The sequence below is a fragment of the Novacetimonas hansenii JCM 7643 genome (assembly GCF_000964405.1).
Lineage (GTDB): Bacteria > Pseudomonadota > Alphaproteobacteria > Acetobacterales > Acetobacteraceae > Novacetimonas > Novacetimonas hansenii.
Map to the genome: position 1 here is coordinate 1 of NZ_BANE01000123.1, position 19,520 is coordinate 19,520.

At 64.1% G+C, this 19,520-nt stretch carries 16 protein-coding genes; 11 read left to right on the top strand and 5 right to left on the bottom strand.

Translation table 11 applies throughout. The features are described from left to right. Positions 1-145 precede the first annotated feature (145 nt). Positions 146-2,512 (bottom strand): primosomal protein N', encoded by a 2,367-nt coding sequence (locus B7G66_RS09320; protein WP_264986116.1) that lies wholly within the window; start codon positions 2,510-2,512, stop codon positions 146-148. A 137-nt stretch (positions 2,513-2,649) separates the two neighbouring features. On the opposite strand from B7G66_RS09320, the gene B7G66_RS09325 reads away from it, so the two are divergent. From B7G66_RS09325 to B7G66_RS09335, 3 genes are all read left to right on the top strand, one after another. Further along, on the top strand, positions 2,650-3,624 hold the full coding sequence (locus B7G66_RS09325; RefSeq protein ID WP_003617844.1) for a tyrosine recombinase XerC: 975 nt from the start codon (positions 2,650-2,652) through the stop codon (positions 3,622-3,624). Between the two features lie 226 nt (positions 3,625-3,850). Continuing rightward, complete coding sequence (gene pip, locus B7G66_RS09330) at positions 3,851-4,810, top strand: prolyl aminopeptidase (protein WP_048859136.1); 960 nt, start codon at positions 3,851-3,853, stop codon at positions 4,808-4,810. Between the two features lie 2 nt (positions 4,811-4,812). Beyond that, complete coding sequence (locus B7G66_RS09335) at positions 4,813-5,865, top strand: retroviral-like aspartic protease family protein (RefSeq protein ID WP_003617849.1); 1,053 nt, start codon at positions 4,813-4,815, stop codon at positions 5,863-5,865. Positions 5,866-6,193: 328 nt separating this feature from the next. Here the strand turns inward: B7G66_RS09335 and B7G66_RS09340 are convergent, their stop codons facing one another. After that, positions 6,194-6,697, bottom strand: a complete 504-nt coding sequence (locus B7G66_RS09340; RefSeq protein WP_003617851.1) for a hypothetical protein — start codon at positions 6,695-6,697, stop codon at positions 6,194-6,196. Between the two features lie 93 nt (positions 6,698-6,790). Continuing rightward, positions 6,791-7,129 (bottom strand): P-II family nitrogen regulator, encoded by a 339-nt coding sequence (locus B7G66_RS09345; protein WP_003617852.1) that lies wholly within the window; start codon positions 7,127-7,129, stop codon positions 6,791-6,793. Positions 7,130-7,381: 252 nt separating this feature from the next. On the opposite strand from B7G66_RS09345, the gene B7G66_RS09350 reads away from it, so the two are divergent. The 5 genes from B7G66_RS09350 to bla all read left to right on the top strand — a co-directional run bounded on the left by B7G66_RS09350 (position 7,382) and on the right by bla (position 13,392). Continuing rightward, on the top strand, positions 7,382-8,617 hold the full coding sequence (locus tag B7G66_RS09350) for a UbiH/UbiF/VisC/COQ6 family ubiquinone biosynthesis hydroxylase (RefSeq protein WP_003617853.1): 1,236 nt from the start codon (positions 7,382-7,384) through the stop codon (positions 8,615-8,617). An 86-nt stretch (positions 8,618-8,703) separates the two neighbouring features. Then, complete coding sequence (gene cysE / locus B7G66_RS09355) at positions 8,704-9,570, top strand: serine O-acetyltransferase (RefSeq protein ID WP_040511485.1); 867 nt, start codon at positions 8,704-8,706, stop codon at positions 9,568-9,570. Further along, on the top strand, positions 9,570-10,856 hold the full coding sequence (locus tag B7G66_RS09360; RefSeq protein WP_003617855.1) for a TIGR03862 family flavoprotein: 1,287 nt from the start codon (positions 9,570-9,572) through the stop codon (positions 10,854-10,856). Before cysE ends, B7G66_RS09360 begins: the two co-directional genes overlap by 1 nt. Beyond that, on the top strand, positions 10,853-12,352 hold the full coding sequence (locus B7G66_RS09365) for an ATP-binding protein (protein ID WP_003617856.1): 1,500 nt from the start codon (positions 10,853-10,855) through the stop codon (positions 12,350-12,352). The genes B7G66_RS09360 and B7G66_RS09365 overlap by 4 nt, the downstream gene beginning before the upstream one ends. Before the next feature lie 164 nt (positions 12,353-12,516). Beyond that, a complete protein-coding gene (gene bla, locus B7G66_RS09370; RefSeq protein WP_003617857.1) occupies positions 12,517-13,392 on the top strand; it encodes a class A beta-lactamase in 876 nt (291 codons plus the stop codon). Positions 13,393-13,490: 98 nt separating this feature from the next. On the opposite strand, the gene B7G66_RS09375 is transcribed toward bla, so the two are convergent. Both B7G66_RS09375 and B7G66_RS09385 read right to left on the bottom strand, forming a co-directional pair. Beyond that, on the bottom strand, positions 13,491-14,108 hold the full coding sequence (locus B7G66_RS09375) for a GNAT family N-acetyltransferase (protein WP_003617858.1): 618 nt from the start codon (positions 14,106-14,108) through the stop codon (positions 13,491-13,493). Between the two features lie 452 nt (positions 14,109-14,560). After that, complete coding sequence (locus B7G66_RS09385) at positions 14,561-17,497, bottom strand: Rne/Rng family ribonuclease (RefSeq protein WP_040510449.1); 2,937 nt, start codon at positions 17,495-17,497, stop codon at positions 14,561-14,563. Positions 17,498-17,582: 85 nt separating this feature from the next. Between B7G66_RS09385 and B7G66_RS18965 the strand changes: the two genes are divergently transcribed. The 3 genes from B7G66_RS18965 (at position 17,583) to B7G66_RS09395 (ending at position 19,275) form a co-directional block, all read left to right on the top strand. Next, on the top strand, positions 17,583-17,705 hold the full coding sequence (locus tag B7G66_RS18965) for a hypothetical protein (protein ID WP_003617860.1): 123 nt from the start codon (positions 17,583-17,585) through the stop codon (positions 17,703-17,705). Between the two features lie 86 nt (positions 17,706-17,791). Continuing rightward, positions 17,792-18,133: a hypothetical protein gene (locus B7G66_RS09390; RefSeq protein WP_003617861.1), complete on the top strand. Its 342-nt coding sequence runs from the start codon at positions 17,792-17,794 to the stop codon at positions 18,131-18,133. Between the two features lie 272 nt (positions 18,134-18,405). Next, a complete protein-coding gene (locus tag B7G66_RS09395) occupies positions 18,406-19,275 on the top strand; it encodes an N-acetylmuramoyl-L-alanine amidase family protein (RefSeq protein ID WP_174805743.1) in 870 nt (289 codons plus the stop codon). Positions 19,276-19,520 lie beyond the last annotated feature (245 nt).

A 19,520-nucleotide genomic window follows, 5' to 3' on the forward strand; every position in this document is an offset into this window, starting at 1 on the left:
AGGTTTTTGGTGAAGCTTTTTCCAAAAAGCTTCAGAAGACGCCGTCTTTTTAAAAAAAGGCGGCACCCAAAAACTTTTATTATTTTTTTATCAATGAGTTATTTTCAAATCATCTCTAAGGCAGGTAGACCCTTGTGCTTCTGCTCTACAGGAACGAAATCGGGTCGATATCCACATCCACGCGCGCCCCGCGTTCGGGTTTCACACGTGACAGCCATTCGCGCATGATCGGCTGGACCGGGATGTTGCGCCGCGCGCGCAGCAACAGGCGTTGCCGGTGACGTCCGCGCAGGATGGCAAGTGGCGCGGGTGCGGGGCCAAGCACCTGCACACCATCAAGGTGCGGGGCCGCATGCCCCAGTGCGCGGGCGGTCATGTCGGCGGCTTCGGGGGTGTCAGCACTTACGATCAGGGCGACAAGGCGGCCGAAGGGGGGCCAGAAACCGGGGCGGCGCTGTTCGGCTTCCTGCTCCATGAAGCTTGTGAAATCGCCCGAAACCAGCGCTTCCATCACCGGATGGTCGGGCACATAGCTTTGCAACAGGACATGTCCCGCTGCCTCTGCACGGCCTGCGCGCCCCGCCACCTGGTGCAGCAGTTGCACCGTGCGTTCGGCCGCGCGGAGGTCGCCACCGCCAAGGCCAAGGTCCGCATCGACGATCCCCACCACCGTCAGGTGCGGGAAATGCCACCCCTTGGCGACGATCTGCGTGCCGATCACCAGGTCGATTTCGCGACGGGCGATGCGTTCGACCGCGTCTGCGGTGGCCGCAGGACCGTGGAGTGTATCGCTGGCCATTACCAGGATACGGGCGTCGGGAAAGGTCGCGCGCGCTTCTTCTGTAATGCGTTCGACGCCGGGGCCTATGGGGGTCAGGCTGTCTTCGGCGTTGCATGACGGGCATGCGGGCGGCATCTGTTCGTTATGCCCGCAGTGATGGCATGTCAGGATATGACGCGCGCGATGTTCCACCAGCCATGCAGTGCAGTTCGGGCACTGCATCCGGTGCCCGCAGGTGCGGCACAGTGTCAGCGGCGCATAGCCACGGCGGTTGAGGAACAGCATCGCCTGTTCCTGCCGCCCGATCGCATCCCTGATCGCGCCGGTCAGCACGGGGGATAAAAACAGTCCGCGTTCGGGCGGGTCGGCACGCATGTCGAGTGTTCGCACCTGTGGCATGGATGCATTGCCATGCCGCGCGCCCAGACGCAGGTGGCGGTACCGTCCCGCGCCGACATTGGCCAGTGTCTCCAGGCTGGGCGTCGCGGAAACCAGCACGATGGGGGCCGCGTCCATGCGTGCGCGCACCACCGCCATGTCCCGCGCGTTGTAGGTGACGCCCTCTTCCTGCTTGAAGGAGGTTTCGTGCTCCTCATCCACAATGATAAGGCCAAGGCGTGCGAACGGCAGGAACAGGGCCGAACGCGCGCCCACCACCACCCGTGCCGCGCCATCGGCGACCGAACGCCACGTCACGCGCCGCAACCTCGTGCCAAGGTCGGAATGCCACAATGCGGGCTGTGTGCCAAAACGCCGCGCGAAACGTCCCGTCCATTGTGATGACAGCGCAATTTCAGGCAGCAGGACCAGCGCCTGCAATCCTTTTTCAAGGCATGCGGCAATGGCCTCCATATAGATTTCGGTTTTGCCCGATCCTGTCACCCCTTCAAGCAGCGTGATCGAGAACCGGTCCTCCGCCACCGTGTTGCGCAGGGCGCGCGCGACGTCGGCCTGCTCCCCCTCCAGCACGGGGGGGGCGTGGGTGGGGTCGGGCATGCCAAAGGCGGGGGGTGTCGGCAATGCCACTTCACGCAGGCAACCCGCCTGTACAAGGCCACGCACGACGCTGGCCCCGACACCCGCCCGGTTTGCCAGTTCGGTTGTGGATAGTGGCGTCCCGAGACGCGCGATCTCAAGAACCCTGTGCCGTGCGGGGGTCAGGCGCAGGTCAGGGGGGAGCGTGTCCGTGACCGCCCATCCGGCGGCTGGACGCGGGGCGGCGGCCATGGCATTGGCCCGTAACGCCATGGCCAGCACCATGCCCGGCGGTGATAGCGTATAGGCCGCGACCCAGTCGATGAACTGGCGCAGGGCGGCCGGCAGGGGGGGCAGGTCCAGCCGTGCGCTGACGGCGCGCAGGCGGCCGGTGGCGACGGTGGGCATGGGCGGCGGCATGAATTCGGGGGGCAGGCGCAGATGTGTGTCCCACACCACGCCGGTTTCGGTGCGTCGGCCCAGGGGGACTGTCACGATATCCCCGGGATGCAGTGTGCCCGCCGGGGGCATGCGGTAATCCAGCGCACCAGCGAATGGCAGCGGCAGCATGACGCGCACCCGTTGTGGCGCGTTCTGTGCCCCGTCTCGTGCCCCATCCCGTGTCCTGTCGCGTGCTCCGTCATGGGGCGTGTCACGGGGCGTGTCATGGGCAGGATCAGGACGCGCATCGGCGGAGGCGGCAGGCGAGTCCGGTTGCGACTCCAGCAGGTCGGGCATGTGGTTACGACGCGGCATGAACGTTTTCTAGCGTCGTGGCGGGCGGATGTCTTGCCTGCTGTTGCATGGGGGGGCACATGGGATCATGAACGCGGTGTACAGCCAGACATAACAGGCTGGGCATAAAAGACCGGGCATAAAGGGGACGACGCGCCATGATGGCCATGCAGGCATGCGCATGTTTTCTGGACTGGATGGCCGATGAACGCCGTGCCTCCCCCCGCACGACCGAGGCCTATCGCGGGGACCTGCACCGCTTCCTCGATTTCCTTGGCGGCCATCTGGGCGGGGAGGTTGATGTCGCGGCACTTGATGCACTCAGCCTTGCGGACCTGCGGGCATGGCTGGCGTTTGAACATGACCAGGCGTTGCGCCCGCGACCGGGCCATCGTGTCACGACCCGCGACCGCGCGGCCCGAACGCGGGCGCGACGGGTTTCGGCCCTGCGTTCGTTCTTTCGCTACCTTGCGCGGCATCATGGGGTGGACAACCCCGCGCCTGCGCTGCTGGCGGCCCCGCGTGTAAAGAAAACACTGCCCCGTCCCCTGAGCCATGAAGACGCGCTGGAGGTGCCGCAGGGCGTGGGCGAAATCGCGCATACCCCCATGGCCCGCATGCGCGACGGTGCGCTGTTCCTGCTGCTATATGGCTGTGGTTTGCGTATTTCAGAGGCACTGTCGCTTGATGTGGCGGATCTTGACCGCGCTATGGCGCTTGGTGGGGGCGCGGACGAAGGTGTGCTGCGGATCATGGGCAAGGGGGGCAAGGAACGTATGGTGCCCCTTCTGCCGGTCGTGGGCCGCGCTCTGCGTGAATGGCGACGCCATCATCCCGCGCCGGTTGCCGGGGCGCCACTGTTCCCCGGTGTGCGCGGTGGCCGACTGCAGGCAGCCGTGGCGCAGCGCGCGATGCGGACGTGGCGGCATATGGCGGGCCTGCCGGACCATGCAACCCCGCACGCGCTGCGTCATTCATTTGCAACGCACCTGATGGAAGGGGGGGCGGACCTGCGTGTGATTCAGGAATTGCTGGGCCATGCCAGCCTGTCCACGACGCAGCGTTATACCCTGGCCGATGAATCGCGCCTGCTGGACGTATGGACACGCGCGCACCCGCGCGCCGGGGCATGAGGGGGCTGTCGCAGCATGATGGCCGGTTGGTATCCCCCGGCGTGGCGTTTCATATGCCCGGCTGGCGGTATCGGGTGTGATCGGGTGTCCCCGTTGCGGCCCGGATGGGGGATGGGGAAATAATGGGGCACAGCCCTGTCCGCGAAAGCCTTGTCCGCAAAAGCCTTGTCCGTGCGCAGATGAGGGATAAGGATATCCCAGCAGGAAACCGGAGTTTTTGATCGTCATGAACCAGCTTCCCAGACAGCCCTATCCCCCGATCGAACCCTATGACCACGGATATCTTGATACCGGGGATGGGCATCGGGTTTATTGGGAATTGTGCGGCAATCCCGATGGCATACCCGTCGTGTTCCTCCATGGGGGACCGGGGGGGGGATGTTCCGCGTTGCAACGGCGGATGTTCGATCCCGCGCGCTATCGCATCTTGCTGTTCGATCAGCGTGGGTGTGGCCGTTCGAAACCGCATGCCGCGCTGGATAACAACACGACATGGCATCTGGTGGGCGATATCGAACGCCTGCGTGAAATGACGGGTACGCCCGCATGGATGGTATTCGGCGGGTCGTGGGGATCGACATTGGCGCTGGCCTATGCGCAGACGCATCCCGACCGGGTCAGTGCGCTTGTGCTGCGTGGGATCTTTACCCTGCGGCGGGCTGAACTGCTGTGGTATTATCAGGAAGGCGCGTCATGGCTGTTTCCCGACAGGTGGGAACGGTTCATCGCCCCCATCCCGCCTGACGAACGCGATGACCTGATCGCGGCCTATCGCAGGCGTCTGACCGGCCCGGAAGGGGAGGAACGTGACCGTGCCGCCCTGGCGTGGAGCCTGTGGGAGGGGGAGACGCTTACGCTTTTGCCGGTGCCTGACATCGCGGCGCAGCATGCTGACATCCGCTATGCCCTCGCATTTTCACGTATCGAGAATCATTATTTTGTCCATGGCGGCTGGCTGGAGGAGGGGCAGTTGATTCGCGATGTCGGGTTGATCCGCCATATTCCCACTGTGATCGTGCAGGGCCGCTATGACGTGGCCACGCCCATGCGCACGGCATGGGATCTGCACCGTGCATGGCCGGAGGCGACGTTCCGGCTGGTTGATGCGGCGGGGCACGCCATGTCGGAAGAGGGGATCATGGCCGCCCTGCTGGATGCGACGGATTCGTTTGCCGACCGGCTGTAACGATGGCCATCCCCCGCCATTTCCGTCCGGTATGTGGTGTCGTGGCCGGTCTGTCCGTGCTGCTCGCCTGCGCGCAGGTGCCGCCGGTCCGTCATGCCCATGCACAGGATGCGGCGCAACTGTGTTCGCGTCGTCATGTCGCGCAGGTGCCGTTGCGTAATGATGGCGGGTATCTGTCGATTGTGGCGCAGGTGGCCGGGCGTGACCTCAGCCTGCTGGTGGATACAGGGTCCGATGGTGGGTTGCTGACACCGGAAATGGTGCATCGCCTGCGCCTTGCCCTCGATCCGGATCAGCAGACGGTGGTCCATGGGACAGGTGGCACCGCACACGCCACGCCCAATGCCATCATGCCGGACCTGCGCATTGGCGGGATTGATTTTGGCGTCATGTCCGCCCCGGTGGGTATCCTGCCGGGACAGCCGATGATTACGCCCCCTGTGGGGGGGCTGCTTGGCGGGGATATCCTGTCGCGCTTCGACCTCGACATGGATGTCCCCAATGGGCAGCTTGGCCTGTGGGAGGTGCATGCGGCCTCGCTGGCCTGCGCACAGCCCCCGGCCTGGGCGGGATGGTATGACACCCTGCCGCTGCAACGGCAGGAAAACCGGTTTATGCTGAATGTGCGTATCAACGGGCAACCGGTGATGGCGCTGCTCGACAGTGGTGCGCGCTCCCGTATTGTCTCGCCCCATGTGGCGGCCCGCCTTGGCGTGCCCGCACAACAGCTTGAGACCGATCCCGGCGGGATTACCAGCGGGATTGACGGGCATGAGGATGTCTATCACTGGCATCGCTTCAGCAGCCTGCAGATCGGTCATGAACTGGAACGCAATACCGTCATGACGGTGGCCCCCCTGCGCGAAGGGCTGGAGATGCTGCTTGGATCGGACTGGTTTGCGACGCACCGGGTCTGGATTTCATATGCGACGGGACAGGCGTTTGTCAGGCCCGCGCTGCATACGCCCGTACCTGCCCGTCTGGCGTCTGATCCCGTCATGATGCCGGTGGCGCCACGTCATGCGCCCCATCCCGCATCCGGCACGCGGCCATAGGGGCGGCACCCTGGTACGAAGCCTCATATGGCTGGTGGAGATTTTTAAAAACCTCCGAAATACCAGATATCCCCAAAAGACTGTTTGAAAGGGTAAGTCCGATAAGATCGGAAAATGATGAAAGTTTCTGGTGAAGCTTTTTTCAAAAAGCTTCAGAAGGCACCGCCTTATTTCAAGAAAGGTGGCACCGAAAAACTTTTATCATTCAGTGGGATGCCGGCTCTGATTTTTTAAACCGCGTCCCTGGCGCCTCTGTGCAGGCCCCTTGTGTGATGTGGCGACTGGCAGCCCCCGTTCCCCGGGGACGGGAAACGGGGGCGTGTGTCGATCAGCCCTTCAGGTGGGCATTGCACACGCTGTAATACCCGCCACCGCGTTCGATCCAGCGCAGGCCGCCATTGGCATTGGTCGATTTGTTCGCGTTGTACTGGTCAAGGCAGGTATGCAGGCGGGCCTTGCCTGCCGTTTCCTTGGCGTATTTGGCTGAAACCGCGCTGGGCAGGGTGGCGTTCGTCGCGACCGGGGCGGTGGCTGCGGGCGTTGCCTGTGCTGTCGTCGCGGGCTTGGGGGCTTCGGCAGGGGCCGTGGTGGCTGCGGCGGGGGTGGCCGGTGCCGCGGTCGTGGCCGGGGTGACGGCGTCGTCGCACTGTGCGGTCTTGAACGCCTTATAGGTCTGCCCGTTCAGGGTGCCGGCGGTGCGGGCGGCCACGAATTTCTGGTGGCAGGCCTTTGACGTCTCGCGGGCATGGCCGGTGGCGGGGGAGAGCGCCATTGCAGCAGGCAGGCTCAGGGCCATGGCTGCGGTCAGGTAGGTGCGGCGGGAAAGAATCATGAAAAAACAGTCCTCCGATATGATGCGCCAAGGCGATGATGAAACCAGGGCGATGATGAAAACGGTGGGTGATACGACCGCGCCGGGCAGGCGCTATAGCGCGCTGTCGCCAGTTTCACGGGTGCGGATGCGTACCACGCTTTCAAGGGGGGTAATGAAAATCTTGCCGTCGCCGATCTTGCCGGTATGGGCGGCCTGCACGATGGTTTCGATGGTCTGTTCCACAAGGTCATCGGGCACCGCGACCTCGATCTTGATCTTGGGCAGGAAGCTGACATGGTATTCCGCGCCGCGATAGATTTCGGTCTGGCCTTTCTGGCGCCCGAATCCTTTGACCTCCGATACCGTAAGACCCTGGATTCCCAACGGGGTCAGGGCCTCGCGCACGTCGTCGAGCTTGAAAGGCTTGATGATGGCTGTAACAAGCTTCATCGCACCGTATCTCCATTCCTGTCGTTGCGGACGGGGGCAGTATTATATCGGGGGCCAGTATATCGTTCGTGCATCCGGTCCTATCCTATATCGCGAGTGTGCGCATCGTGTCATCCGATTACGTCACCTGTCGGTGCGTGTCGTTTGGACAGAGGGTGCGTTGCATGCCATATCTGCGGGGCACAGCGCGTGAACACCCCGGCAGGGTCCGGGGTTCCCCCACGGTGGCCACGATCAGGATACAGGAAGACCATGAGCGAACACATGACAGCCCCCCCGTCCCCCCCGGCGGCCGCGATGGAGGTGGATGTCTGCATCGTGGGGGCTGGCCCCGTGGGCGCGACCCTTGCGTGTCGCCTCGCGGTGGAGGGGATGCGCGTGGTCATCATCGACCGTGCGGCCCTGCCGCCGATGGAACATCCCGCCTTTGACGGTCGTGCCTATGCCATTGCGGCGGGGTCGCGCCGCCTGCTGGAGGCGGCGGGCGTGTGGCGGAACCTGCCGATGCCATCATGCGACATTCGCGAAATTCGCGTGACCGATGGCCGGCCGGGGCAGCGACCTTCACCATTATTCCTTGAATTCGGGCGTGAGGACGCGTCCGAGCCATTCGGGTCCATGATCGAGGCGCGTGCCCTGCGTGTCGCGCTGAACGCCACGTTGCACGCGACGCCGGGGGTAAGTGTCCTTGCCCCGGACGAGGCCACGGTCGTGCGTAAGGCCGATGGCGCGGTCATCACCACGCGCAGTGGACGCACGATTTCCGCCCGCCTTGTGGTTGCGGCCGAGGGACGGCGCAGTCCGCTGCGCACGCAGGCGGGGATCGTGGTGACGCGCCTGCCGTATCACCAGTGCGGGATCGTGTGTGCCGTGGCCCATGAACGCCCGCACGAAGGCCGTGCGCTGGAACATTTCCTGCCTGCCGGTCCTTTTGCGCAATTGCCCATGGCCGGGACGGCGGAACATCCCAACCTGTCCGCGCTGGTCTGGACGGATGGGGAAAAACTGGCCCATCGGCTTGCCGAACTGCCTGCTGATGCCTTCACCCATGAAATCCACCGGCGCATGGGCGACTGGCTGGGGGCGGTGACGCCGGTGGGACGGCGCTGGGTCTATCCGCTGTCGGCACAGTATGCGCAGCGTTATATCGATACGCGCCTCGTGCTTGTGGGGGATTCGGCGCATGGGATCCATCCCATTGCGGGGCAGGGGCTCAATCTTGGCTTTCGCGACGTGATTGCGCTGTCGGATATCCTGGCGGGCGTGCATGCGCATGGCGGGGATGTGGGCGATCCGTCCGTCCTGCGGGATTATCAGGCGCGCTGCCGTCCGGCCAATATGCTGATGCTGGCGGCGACGGACGTGCTGGAACGGCTGTTTGGCAATGATAATCCCGTGCTGCGCCTGGCGCGGGATGTCGGGCTGGCGGGGGTGAACCGCATTACCCCGCTGCGCCGGGCATTCGCACGCCATGCCATGGGCCTGTAAGGGGCGTGGTGGCACCATGCCTGCCAGGTGCGCTATGATTGCGCGATGATGATGTCCTTTCGCCTTTTCTGAACGGATGCCCCGACATGTCTGAACGTCAGCCTTCCGCCCCTTCGATGACCGAACAGCGTCGGCCGCCGGTCCTGCCACCCACGCTGTCAGGTATTGATGTCGATGCCCTGTGGCATGAAATCGTGGAGCCGGCCTGCGGGTGCTGCGACCCGCTGGTGAAGGGGCTGCTTGCCACCGGGATACGCAACCACGTCACCTTTGGCGCGGCGCTGGCGGCGTTGATCGGGCGCAAGCTGGGCGATCGGGCGGTGGCGGATGATGCGTTGTCCGAACTGGTGACGGAAGTGTTTGAGGCGGACCCTGATATCGTTGCGGCAGCGGCGGCGGACCTTGTCGCGATTCGCGAACGTGACCCCGCGACCGGCAATTACGCGACGCCCTTCCTGTTCTTTAAGGGATATCATGCGGTGCAGAGCCATCGCGTCGCGCACTGGCTGTGGAACAACGGGCGTGAATATCTTGCGCTGCATCTGCAAAGCCGGTGTTCGGAACTGTTCGCGGTGGATATCCACCCTGCCGCGCGGCTGGGGCGGCGTATCCTGTTCGATCATGGTACGGGCATCGTCATTGGCGAAACCTCGGTGCTGGAGGACGATGTGTCCCTGTTGCAGGGGGTGACGCTGGGGGGAACCGGTAAGAATGTGGGGGACCGCCACCCCAAGGTGCGCCGTGGTGTCCTGATCGGGGCGGGGGCCAAGATTCTGGGCAATATCGAAATTGGCGAAGGGGCAAAGATCGGCGCGGGGTCGATCGTGCTGGAATCCGTCGCCCCCTATACCACCGTTGTCGGCAATCCCGCGCGTTCGGTTGGTACACGGCATTCGTCGCTTCCTGCCTTTACCATGGACCAGATGCTGCCGCCGCTTGACTATATCATCTGATGGCTGGACCCGGTGTGCCTGGTGGTGGCGATGATAGGGGGGACGGGGCAGAGGTCATTGTGATCGGCGGCGGCCCGGCGGGGCTGGCCGCGGCGGAAGTCCTGTCGGCGGCGCGATGTCGTGTGCGTGTGCTTGAACAATGTCCCACCGTGGGGCGCAAATTCATGATGGCCGGCCGTGGTGGCCTGAACCTGACGCATTCCGAACCGATGGCGCGGTTCATGGCGCGCTATGGCGCGGCGCGGCCCCTCCTTGCCGAAGCCCTTGCGGCTTTTGGTCCCGATGACATGTGCGACTGGGCGCGGGAATTGGGACAGCCCTGTTATGTCGGCAGCAGTGGCCGGATCTTTCCCGTGGCGATGAAGGCATCGCCCCTGTTGCGGGCGTGGGTTGCACGGCTGGAGGGGGCGGGGGTGCGGATCATGACGCGGCATCGCTGGCTGGGCTGGGACGCGGCGGGGCAGGTCCGTGTGGCGGGGCCGGATGGGGCGGAGGTTGCATTGCGCGCCGATGCGCTGGTGCTGGCGACAGGCGGGGCAAGCTGGGCGCGGCTGGGTGCCAATGGGGTGTGGAGTGATATCGTGGCATCGCGTGGCGTGGCGGTCGCGCCATTCCGGCCCGCCAATTGTGGTTTTCGCATCGGCTGGTCCGATCTGATGCGCGCACGTTTCGAAGGTGCGCCGCTGCATGGGATTGCCATGCGGATCGGCGAAACCCACGCACGGGGGGAGGCCGTTGTCACCCGAAACGGGATCGAGGGGGGCGTCGTCTATGCCCTGTCCGCGCCCATCCGCGATGCACTTGCGCGCCAGCAGGGGCAGGTGCGCATCCATATCGACCTGCGCCCCGACATGGATATCGCACAGGTGACGCAGCGCCTTGCCCGCGTGCGGGGACGGGAAAGCGTGTCGAACCTGCTGCGCAAGGGGGTGCGCCTGTCGCCCGTCATGCTCGCGCTGCTGCGTGAGGGCGGGGGCGTCAACCTGCCGCGCGAACCACGGGCGCTGGCGATGCTGCTCAAGGATGTGCCGCTGGTGGTGGAGGGGACGGACGCTATCGACCGCGCGATTTCGGTGGCGGGTGGCGTGCGCTGGGACGATGTGGATACGCGCCTGATGCTGCGCAAGCTGCCCGGTGTGTTTGTCGCAGGCGAAATGGTGGACTGGGAGGCACCGACCGGTGGCTACCTGTTGCAGGCCTGTGTTGCGATGGGGCGTTGGGCTGCGGCCGGTGCGGTGCAATGGTTGCGCGACACCCCCAAGGGGCTGTATCCGTCAGCCCCATGACGGTAGCGATCACGATTGGGGAACGACGGGGGGCCACCGCAGGGGACGCCCCCGTCACGATGGACCTTGCGGAACTGCTGTCCACGCGCCTGCTGGTGCAGGGCAATTCGGGGTCGGGCAAGTCACACCTGCTGCGTCGGCTGCTGGAACAGTCCGCCCGCCTGGTGCAGCAGGCGATCATTGACCCCGAAGGCGATTTCGTAAGCCTGGCAGAGCATTATGGTCATCTGGTCATCGACGCCGCCGAACATACCGAGGCCGCGTTGCAGGCGGCGGGCGAGCGCATGCGCGTGCATCGTGCCTCTGTCGTGCTGAATCTGGAAGGCGTGGACGCAGAGGTGCAGATGCGTCGTGCCGCGGCCTTTCTGGGGGGCATGTTCGAAGTGCCGCGCGAATACTGGTATCCTGTGGTTGTCGTGGTCGATGAGGCGCAGATGTTCGCCCCCGCCGCCGCGGGCGAGGTTTCGGACGAGGCGCGGCGGGCATCGCTGGGTGCGATGACCAACCTGATGTGCCGTGGGCGCAAGCGTGGGCTGGCGGGTATCATCGCGACGCAGCGCCTGGCGAAGCTGGCGAAGAATGTTGCGGCCGAAGCCTCCAACTTCCTGATGGGGCGGACCTTTCTCGATATCGACATGATGCGTGCGGCCGACCTGCTGGGCATGGAGCGCAGGCAGGCCGAAAGCTTCCGTGATCTGGAACGTGGCTGTTTCGTTGCCCTCGGCCCCGCCATCAGCCGTCGCCCCCTTGCCGTGCGGATCGGGGCGGTGGAAACCGAAAGCCGTTCCGCCGGGCCTGCGCTGATGCCGTTCGAGCCAACCGCCCCGACGGAAGAAATCCGCGAACTGATCCTGACACCCGTTCCCGAACGTGAACTGCCTGTGCGTGCGCCGCGTCCTGCCACCCCGCCGCCCGATATTCTGGCCCAGCTTGCGGCGCATGCCGATGTCGCCCGTGCCGAGGCAGAGGTCGAGGTCGAAGCCCCGCCCGATATCGATCCCGTGGAGCAGAAACAGCGTTTCGCCGCGATTCTTGCTGATATCTTGCAAGATGAGGAGGCCGGATTCCGGCCGGTCCATGTGCTGTATCAGGATTTCCTTGTCCGTTGCCGGATCGAGGGGATGGGGCGGCAGGCGTTGGACATGCCGCGTTTTCGCCGCGCACTGGCCACCGCACGCGCCGGTGTCGACGCCCGCACGGCACAGACAGATGTGTGGAAGCAGGCTGAACAGATGGCCTCGGCCCTGCCTGAGGACGTGCAGGGGATTTTCCTGCTGATTGCCCGTAGTGCGCTGGAAAAACTGCCCTGCCCATCGGATGCAACGATCGCGCGTGCCTATGGCACCCACTCGCTGGGTCGGGCGCGGCGGCAGTTGACCTATCTGGAGGAACAGAACGTCATCGTCCTGCGCATGGATGGAATGGGCCGCCGCAGTGCTGTCATCGTCGGCCTTGGCTGGGAAACCGCCCCGGCATTGCCTGATGCACCTGCGTAAGGGGGGAAAGGCACTCATCCCGAAAAGCTTCGGGGACTGTCGTTGCACAAAGCGTCAAAAGGCGGTCTTCGGTTGAAAAAATAACACCCAGGGACTTTTCTGGGGATGGCAAAAGTGTGTTCGCAGCCAGTCTGGAATGCGCATCGGGATGAAGTGGGAAACATATGCGACGTCGTGATTTCATGGCATGCGGATCGGCTTTCATACTGTCGCCAGCCCATGCCCATGCCGATGCGGCGGTTCCTGCTGTCCTGTCCGGTTATGAACGTGCCACGGGCGGCCATGTCGGGGTTTATGCCCATAATATCGTAACCGGGCGGAAACTGCTGTGGCGGGCAGACGAACGTTTTGTCATGTGCAGTACGTTCAAGGCGTCGCTTGTCGCATGTGTGCTGTCGCATGTGGATCAGGGGCGTGATGGGCTGGACCGTGTCATTCCCCTGACCGGCGCAGATATTCAGGACTGGTATGCCCCGGTGGCAAAGGCCGCGCTGGCGCAGGGACATGCGGGTATGTCCGTGGAAGACATGTGCAAAGGCGCGGTGGAGCAGAGCGATAATAGCTGCGCCACGCTCCTGCTGTCGCGTATTGGTGGGCCGCCTGCATTGACGGCGTTCTGGCGGGCGATGGGCGATGGGACAACGCGGCTTGATGACCCGGAACCCTTCCTGAATCGCACGCCTGCCGGTGGGGTGCGTGATACGACGACCCCTGCTGCAATGGCGGGAATCATGCAGGGGCTTGTGCTGGGGGCGGTGCTGTCGCCGTCGTCGCGTGCGCTTCTGACGCGTTGGCTGATCGGGTGCCAGACCGGGAAGAACCGTCTGCGTGCGGGATTGCCCGCGAACTGGGTGGTGGGGGATAAGACCGGGAACAATGCCCGTGATGCGGCAGGCGACATTGCGGTGGCATGGCCCCACCCCGATATGCCCATCGTCATGTGCGTCTATACGCGGGGCGGGACACCCACAGAACCGCAGTTCGCCAATGTCTTTGCCGGTGTGGGGCGGCTTGTGGCGCGGACCCTGACGACAGGCTGAAAACTGTTGGCATGTCGGGGGGGGATTCCCAAAAACATCAAAAGGATGTTGCCGTGTTGAACCCGGGCGGCATCCGGGAATGTTTTCCGTTTTTGTAATCAGGTCCCTGTTTTCGGGCGGGTGGGTTGGATCGCAGCCTCTTGCTGGGTACCTTCTGGTGCCGTCATGTTCCTTGTCGTCCAGCGTTCGCGGGTCAGGCGATAGAGGACCTGCCGGCGCAACGGGTGTCCCAATGCGATGCGCGGATGATAAAAATCATCCTGTGGGTCACGCATCATTCCCAGCTTTTCCATGACGTGACGCGAACGTTGGTTATCTGGCGCCGTGTTTGCGACGATTTCCGGCAGTTGCAGCGTTTCAAACCCGAAACGCAGGCAGAGGGCTGCGGCCTCTGGTGCGTAACCCCGGCCCCAGAAAGGGTGCGCCACGCGCCAGCCAATTTCCACCGCCGGGGTAAACGGGGCATCATATCCCACCCGGTGCAGTCCAACCGTGCCCACGAATGTACCGTCCGTACGATCTTCCACGGCCCAAAAACAGAAGCCATGTTCGTGTTGGTGCGCGCGCTGGGTGTCGATCCATGTCGTATAGGCGGCCTGTCGTGTCATGGGCAGCATGTATTCCATGACCGCGGGATCTGCCGACATGTCCGCAAAGGCGGCCCGGTGCCTGTCTTCCCATGTGCGCAGGATCAGCCGTCGCGAATGAAGCTCCACGGTTTTGTTCTTTCTTGGAAGCTGTTTGAAAAGTCAGGCTCAATAACATACTGAAATTATAAAAGTTTTTGGTGAAGCTTTTTCTAAAAAGCTTCAGAAGACTGCTACCTTTTTGAAATAAGGGGCACCCAAAAACCTTTCTTATTTTTATCAATGATTTGTTTTCAAACAATCTCTTATGTCGCGTTCCTCAGGAACCGACCCAGCCTGTCCGGCAAGGGCAAGGGCAAGGGCAAGGGCAAGGGGTGGGAAGTGTCCAGATGTCGCATTGGCCAAAAAGGCGATATCCCGCAGGGGGCTATGGGCAAGCCTCGCCACAGGACCAAAGGAATGTGATTCCAGGCTGTGTCTGGGCTGCTGTTTTTTAAGATGTCCCTGAAACAATAAACCCTGCCCCCATATCTGGGGGCAGGGTCTGTTGCATCACTCATGCCCTGGAAAGGCAGCGTGGATCAGCGTTTCCACCAACCCGTACGCCGCTTTGGGGCGGGGGCGGCTTCGGCATCCACCGGTTCCGCCGGTGTGGCCTCAGGCGCGGGGGCGGTTTCCACTTTCTTGCGGCGGGTCCGGGTCGCCTTGCGGGCCGGGGCCTTTTCTTCCGCTGTGGGCGCGGCCTCCGTCGTCGGGGTGGCGGCGGGTTCGGCCTCCACCTCCACCTTCTTGCGACGCGTGACGCGACGGGCCTTGGGCTTTTCCTCGGCCTTTTCCTCCACAACCGGGGCTGTGGCCTCAGTAACCTCCGCCGCGTCGTCCTTTACGGCCTTGGCCGTGCTGGTGCGACGGCGTGCGGGGGCCTTGGCGGCCGCAGTGCGGGTCGTGGCCGTGCGCCGACGGCGGGGCTTTTCCTCTGCTACCGGTTCGTCGGCCTTTTCCACTTCCGGCGCAACCGTCACGGGCGGGGCTTCCACCGGTTCGACGGCCTCGTCCTTTTTGGCGCGGCTGCGCGTGGTGGTCGTGGTCGTGGCCTTGCGCGTTGTCGTGCGACGGCGGCGCGGCTTCACCTCGGCAGCCTCTTCGGCCACGGGCTCAGGCTGTGCCTCGGTTTCGGCGACGGGTTCCGGCGCCTCGGCTACCGCATTATCCGCCTGCGCGGGTGCCACCGTTGTCACGGGCGCTTCGGCCTCTGCTTCGACGCTGGGTTCCACGCTCATGCCCGTTCCCGTCGTCGTGATGGGACGGTTCGTACGACGGGTGCGCCGACGTGGCGCACGGCGTGGCTTCTTCTCCTCCGTGACGGGGGCTTCCACCGTTTCATCCTCGACCACCACGACCGGGGCTTCCGGTTCGATGACAGGTGCCGAAGCGGGGAGGGTGGTCGTCTGTTCGATCACGTCAAAGATGTCGATGATCGCATCGCCAAACGGATCGGCAGGCGTCGGGCCTTTATACCCGATCTCGACCACCGGTTCGGGCAGGGCGGTGATTTCGGTTTCGGCCGTTTCCACACCCTGCTGCTCGGCTTCGCGGTTGGTGCCGCCACGACGGCGACGACGGCGACGACGGCGGCGATGATCCGTCCCCGATGCCGCATCCTCGTCCACAACAGGGCTGGCATCCGTGGGGGTGGGGGCGCCTTCTTCCGTGGTTGCGGGCGGTTCGCTGTGGATCGGGATTTCACGCACGCCCGTCGCATCGGCGCGCGCGGCCTCCGGCTCGGCCGTGATGGCCGGGGTGGGGGCGGGTTCAAACTGTGCGGTCTGCGCCCGGGTGCGTTCGATGCGCGATTCCGCCGCATGCAGTGTGGAATCGGCGGCGAACGTCACATGCATCTTGTGACGTTCCTCAATCTCATGCAGCCATGCGCGCTTGTTATTGAGGATATAGAGCGCGATTTCCGGGGCGACATGCACCGCGATTTCTGCCGCGCGACGCTGCATTCCCTCGTCCTCGATCGCGCGCAGGACATGCAGGGCAGAGCTTTCGACCCCACGGATGATGCCCGTTCCCTCGCAATGCGGGCAGGGCATGAAGGTCGATTCCGCGATGGATGGGCGCAGTCTCTGGCGCGACATTTCCAGCAGGCCGAAATGCGAGATATGGCCAACCTGAATGCGTGCGCGGTCATTGCGCAGCGCTTCCTTCAGGCGACGTTCCACCATGCCATTATGCTTGCGGCTTTCCATGTCGATGAAATCGATCACGATCAGGCCCGCAAGGTCACGCAGGCGCAACTGCCGCGCCACTTCGTCCGCTGCTTCGAGGTTCGTGCGCAGGGCCGTTTCCTCGATATTGCGTTCTTTCGTCGCCCGGCCGGAGTTCACGTCGATTGCGACAAGTGCTTCGGTCTGGTTGATGACGAGATAGCCGCCCGAACGCAACTGTACCGATGGCGACAGCATGGAATCCAGCAGCCCCTCCACCCGGTAGTGGGAGAACAGCGTCTGTCCGTGATCCTGCCACAGACGTACCTTCTGCGCGTTCTGGGGCATGAGCATGCGCATGAACTCACGCGCGGATTTCCACCCGGCCTCGCCATCGATCATGATCTCACCCACTTCGCGGGTATAGATGTCGCGGATCGCGCGCTTGATCAGGCTTGCTTCCTCATAAATCAGGGCCGGGGCCACGGATTTAAGGGTGTGTTCGCGGATGTCATCCCACAGGCGCAGCAGGTATTCGCAGTCGCGCATGATTTCCGCGCGCGGACGCTGTGCGCCGGCGGTGCGTACGATCATCGCCATGCCATGGGGGATCTGAAGTTCGGAGATGATGTCACGCAGGCGGCGGCGGTCGGCCACCGACGTGATCTTGCGCGATACCCCGCCGCCACGCAGCGAATTGGGCATCAGCACGCAGTAACGCCCCGCAAGCGAGACATATGTCGTCAGCGCGGCGCCCTTGTTGCCACGTTCTTCCTTGACCACCTGGACCAGCAGGATCTGGCGGCGGCGGATGACTTCCTGGATCTTGTAATTGCGCAGGAAGCGCGCGATGCGGCGCTGGGCCTCGGGCTCGTCACCGGTGTCGTTCTCACCACCCACGGTTTCGGGCTCCGCCTCGTCGGCGTCACCTTCGCGGGGGGGCGCGTCGTCCGTGGCGCCGTCGTCGCCTTCGGCCTTTTCGTCATCCTCGCGCGCGTTGCGGGCTTCTTCGGCGCGGCGCTCTTCTTCCTGAAGCGCCAGCAGCTTTTCACGGTCGGCAACAGGGATCTGGTAATAGTCGGGGTGAATCTCGCTGAAGGCGAGGAAGCCGTGGCGGTTGCCGCCGTAATCGACAAAGGCGGCCTGCAGGCTGGGTTCGACCCTGATTACCTTGGCAAGGTAGATATTGCCCTTGAGCTGCTTTTTCGCCGATGCTTCGACATCGTAGTCTTCAAGCCTGTTACCATCCATCACGACCACGCGGGTTTCTTCCGCGTGGGTCGTGTCGATCAGCATGCGTTTGGTCATTAAAACGGGAACTCCGGTATGTCCGGTTCGTGCGTCCGGCCCGCGCGGTGCCCCAGGGAATGCCCGGGAGGCGGCGGGAACGGGAATGGGAACGGACAGCAACATCAATGAAAGGGTGACCCCATCCGGTCGTGACCCCATGGTGGTCGTCACGCGCGACGGCGACGGCATGCGTGGCATCGTGGCCCGGCGTGGAGCCGTGCCATGACATGCATGTTCCTGTCGCGTCGGCGGATATGTCCACCGTGGCCATCACTCCATCCTTGGTCATCTTGGGGAAGGCCCGGTCCTGCCATGGCGGGAGGGAGCCTTCGTGAAAAAAATATCGACGGGTCCGTGTCACCTGGCCTCCTGTCGATCGGGAGCGTCGGTGCGGTGGCCTTCTGTCGCGCGCATGATCCGCTGGAGCGGCATTTCCGTGACATGGATTCGGTCCGGAAAAGGCTTGCGGGCGCGCGCCTGCTGGCTGCCGGATGGATTTGCGCCGTCGAACGGCGTGTCAGGGCACGGGCAAGTTCCCGTCGGCCTGACGTTCGGACGTCGCACGCCCACCACTGTCAGGCACCATGGCGCAACCGCGCGCTTCCTGCAAGCCTTGGGAATGTTTATCCCGCTGACGCGGGCGCGTCGTGGTGATATCGTGGCCTGATCCTGACACCAGACCCGTCCGATGAAGGCCGTATCGCAGCATGCGCACCGTATCTTCCGCCGATATGCACGCCCGCGACATTCCCGCCGCGCACACCGTGGGGAAACCCGTCGTCACGACTGCGGCAACCACAGGGCCCGCCATTACGGCGCCTGTCGCGATGCCCGCTGGCGGGGCATGCGAAAATGGCGGGTTGGGGACAGGTCCGCTATCGGTGCGCGCGGCGGTGCGCCGACGGGCGTTGCTGGCGGGCATCGCCATGGCCGTCATCGCCCCGCGCCGTGCGATGTGCGCCACCACGCATCATCCGGCTGCCCATAATCCCGTATTTCATGCTCCATCCCACGTCCCCGGCCATGCCGCGGCATCCAATGTCGCCGGGGGCGGGGGGCTGCATCGTCCGGCCATCGTGGGACGGGCGCAGCCGCCGCGTCCGCTGATCATGCTCGACCCCGGGCATGGCGGAAAGGACCCGGGGGCGATCGGCGTTTCGGGCACCTATGAAAAACACGTGGCGGAGGCCGCCGCCGCGGAGCTGGAGCGCCAGCTTGTCAGCAGCGGGCGTTACCGCGTGGCGATGACGCGCGCCGATGACCGCTTTATCCCGTTGGAAGGGCGTGTTGACCTTGCGCATGCGCACAAGGCGTCCCTGTTCATTTCCATGCATGCCGATGCGCTGCATGACCGCCTTGTGCGTGGGGCCAGCGTCTATACCCTGTCGTCGCACGCATCCGATGCACAGGCGGCGGCGATCGCGCGATCGGAAAACAGTGCGGACCGGTTTGGCGGCCCGCAGGTGCATGCGACCTCGCCCGAGGTGCAGGAAATCCTCGCCAGCCTTGTAACCGAGGAAACCCGCCATGGCGCGGCACACATGGCCAGCAGCATCGTGTCCTCCTTCCGCCCGCGCATCAGCCTGCTGACGCATCCGGCGCGGCATGCCTCCTTCGTGGTGCTGAAATCGGCGGATATTCCGTCGGTTCTGGTGGAAATGGGGTTCATGTCCAACCATCTCGACGAAGCCGCGCTGCGGCAGTCGGCGCACCGGATGGTCGTGGCGGGCGCCATGGTGCAGGCGATCGACCGGTATTTCGCCTCTGCCTCCATGGTGACACGGGTTACGGGATAAAGCGGCAGAGGGCGCATTATGTGTTGCAATCGGGCATTTGCGCTGTATTGTGCCCGCCATGGCAACGAACTGGCACATTCAGGCAGGTCTGACCGGCGCGCACGCGCCAGTGTCCCTGCGTGCCCGCGACCACGCCGGACTTCTTCGTCTTCTACGACTTATCCGCCCCTGAGCGATCAGGGCCGGCATGTTCCGGTGCGCCCAGGGGAAAGTCGGGCCGCGTCCCGCGGTCATCATGAAACGAA